At 33.1% G+C, this 543-nt stretch carries 1 protein-coding gene; it reads right to left on the bottom strand.

What is annotated here, in order from left to right; all coding sequences use genetic code 11:
* On the bottom strand, nucleotides 1–543 hold a 543-nt coding region (locus BD31_RS09285; protein WP_008301647.1), incomplete at its 5' end, for a TldD/PmbA family protein.

Below are 543 nucleotides of genomic sequence, written 5' to 3'. Positions count from 1 at the left end.
TTAAATGCTGTTAACTGATATATTTTCCACTTTAATTGATGGTGCAATTGATGGAAGTGATGCCCATTGAATTACATTTCGTGGGTTGTTTCCAATCTCTGAAATATTTTTCAACATGGTTGGAAGATTGTGGATTATTCTAACTGATTTGCCTGGACCCTTGATTTCACCATTTTTGATAATTTTTATTCCACTTCTTGCCGTACATGAAAAATCTCCCTTGATTGGATTAATTGCGTATGTATACCATAATCTTCCTACTAGCAAGCCATGTTTTGTATTTTTTATCATCTCATCTTGTGTTCTATTACCAGAATCCACTCTCAGATTATGTGGTGCTGAAATTGGTATTGGTTCTGAACTCCTTCCTAATGGGGATCCAATTCTTAATCCATTACCTGTTGATTGACTTTTTTCTTTATAGCTGTCATAAAGATTTGAAAATGTATTTTTGAAAATTCCTTTTTCTATTAAATTCCTTTTTCTAGTTTCTACCCCTTCATCATCTATTGATTTGGTTCCAATTCCATTTGATACGTGTGG

The sequence above is a fragment of the Candidatus Nitrosopumilus salarius BD31 genome (assembly GCF_000242875.2).
Classification (GTDB): Archaea; Thermoproteota; Nitrososphaeria; order Nitrososphaerales; family Nitrosopumilaceae; genus Nitrosopumilus; species Nitrosopumilus salarius.
Note: the sequence above shows the minus strand (reverse complement) of the source record. Positions and strands in the feature narration are given on the sequence as shown.